The following is a 2,506-nucleotide window of genomic DNA, read 5'->3' as shown; positions in this document are numbered from 1 at the left end:
GCAGTATCGACAGCGTCTCCGTCGTCGATGGCGCGCACTATACGGAGCGTCTTTTAAGCTGTAAACCCCTGCTGTCGAAAAAATATGAAAAAAGCCCTCGTAAGCAGAAACGAGGGTGTTTCTGAGGGTGGCTAGGGATATTTCCGGTGTTGTCTGAGCCTGAAATTTCCCGTTTCAATACGCGTATGCCAAACTAACCCGCATATAGACAAGGTGAAATTTATCTAATGGCCGATTGGCAGTCCCTCGATCCCGAGGCCGCTCGTGAAGCGGAAAAATACGAAAACCCTATTCCTAGCCGCGAACTGATCCTGCAGCATCTTGCTGATCGGGGTTCGCCTGCTAGCCGCGAGCAGTTGGTCGAAGAGTTTGGTCTGACCACAGAAGACCAGTTCGAAGCCCTGCGTCGCCGTCTACGCGCCATGGAGCGCGATGCCCAACTGATTTACACCCGCCGCGGCACCTACGCGCCGGTGGACAAGCTCGACCTGATTCTCGGCCGCATCACGGGTCACCGCGATGGCTTTGGCTTCCTGGTGCCGGATGACGGCAGCGACGACCTGTTCATGAGCCCTGCGCAAATGCGCCTGGTTTTCGATGGCGACCGTGCCCTGGCCCGTGTTTCCGGTCTGGACCGTCGTGGTCGCCGTGAAGGCGTGATCGTCGAAGTGGTGTCCCGCGCCCACGAAACCATCGTCGGTCGTTACTTTGAAGAAGGCGGCATCGGCTTTGTCGTCGCAGACAACCCGAAGATCCAGCAAGAAGTGCTGGTGACCCCGGGCCGTAATGGCGCCGCTAAAGTCGGTCAGTTCGTGGAAGTGAAAATCACCCACTGGCCCACCCCGCGCTTCCAGCCCCAGGGCGACATTGTTGAAGTGGTCGGCAACTACATGGCGCCGGGCATGGAAATCGACGTCGCGCTGCGTACCTACGACATTCCTCACGTCTGGCCTGAAGCGGTGCTCAAAGAAGCCGCCAAGCTCAAGCCGGAAGTTGAAGAGAAAGACAAAGAGAAGCGCATCGACTTGCGTCACCTGCCGTTCGTCACCATTGACGGCGAAGATGCCCGCGACTTCGACGATGCGGTCTACTGCGAAGCCAAGCCCGGCAAGCTGCGCCTGTTCTCCGGTGGCTGGAAGTTGTTCGTCGCTATTGCCGACGTGTCCAGCTACGTGAAGATCGGTTCGGCCCTGGATAATGAAGCTCAGGTGCGCGGTAACTCGGTGTACTTCCCTGAGCGCGTGATCCCGATGCTGCCAGAGCAGCTGTCCAACGGCCTGTGCTCCCTGAACCCGAAAGTCGACCGCTTGGCCATGGTGTGCGAGATGACCATCTCGAAAACCGGCGAAATGACTGACTACCAGTTCTATGAGGCGGTGATCCACTCCCAGGCGCGCCTGACCTACAACAAGGTCAGCACCATTCTGGAAACGCCGAAAACCAGCGAAGCCAAGGCCCTGCGTACCGAATACGCTGACGTGGTGCCGCACCTCAAGCAGCTGTATTCGCTGTACAAGGTGTTGCTGGGCGCGCGTCATGTACGTGGCGCGATCGATTTTGAAACCCAGGAAACCCGAATCATCTTCGGTTCCCAGCGTAAAATCGCCGAGATCACCCCGACCACCCGTAACGATGCGCACAAGCTGATCGAGGAATGCATGCTGGCGGCCAACGTGGCCACCGCTGAGTTCCTGAAGAAGCATGAGATTCCTGCGCTGTACCGGGTGCACGACGGTCCGCCGCCAGAGCGTCTGGAAAAACTGCGCGCGTTCCTCGGTGAACTTGGCCTGTCCCTGCACAAAGGCAAGGACGGCCCATCGCCGAAGGACTACCAGGCCTTGCTGGCCAGCATCAAGGATCGTCCAGACTTCCACCTGATCCAGACCGTGATGCTGCGCTCCCTGAGCCAGGCGGTGTACAGCGCTGATAACCAGGGCCACTTCGGCCTGAATTACGAGGCATACACCCACTTCACTTCGCCGATTCGTCGTTACCCGGACTTGCTCACGCACCGGGCGATCCGCAGCGTGATCCATTCCAAGCAGAACACCCCGCACGTCAAGCGTGCCGGTGCCATGACCATTCCGAAGGCGCGGATTTATCCGTACGACGAAGCGGCCCTGGAGCAGTTGGGCGAGCAGTGCTCCATGAGCGAGCGTCGTGCCGATGAAGCCACCCGCGATGTGGTGAACTGGCTCAAGTGCGAGTTCATGAAGGATCGCGTGGGCGAGTCGTTCCCGGGCGTGATCACGGCCGTGACCGGTTTTGGCCTGTTTGTCGAGCTGACTGATATCTACGTGGAAGGCCTGGTGCACGTCACCGCCTTGCCGGGTGACTACTACCACTTCGACCCTGTGCATCACCGCCTGGCGGGCGAGCGCACCGGTCGCAGCTTCCGCCTCGGTGATACCGTGGAAGTGCGGGTCATGCGCGTCGACCTCGACGAGCGCAAGATCGACTTCGAGATGGCGGAAAAAACCATCAGCGCACCCATTGGTCGCAAAAA

The 2,506-nt window shown here is 59.1% G+C and carries 1 protein-coding gene; it reads left to right on the top strand.

The genetic code is table 11. The annotated features are described in order from the left end of the window. Nucleotides 1–227: 227 nt before the first annotated feature. On the top strand, nucleotides 228–2,506 hold a 2,279-nt coding region (gene rnr / locus M1B35_RS31685), incomplete at its 3' end, for a ribonuclease R (RefSeq protein WP_268264051.1).

The organism is Pseudomonas morbosilactucae (assembly GCF_023241665.1).
GTDB classification, from domain to species: domain Bacteria; phylum Pseudomonadota; class Gammaproteobacteria; order Pseudomonadales; family Pseudomonadaceae; genus Aquipseudomonas; species Aquipseudomonas morbosilactucae.
The sequence above is the reverse complement of the archived record's forward strand: the minus strand, read 5'-3'. Positions and strand labels throughout refer to the sequence as shown.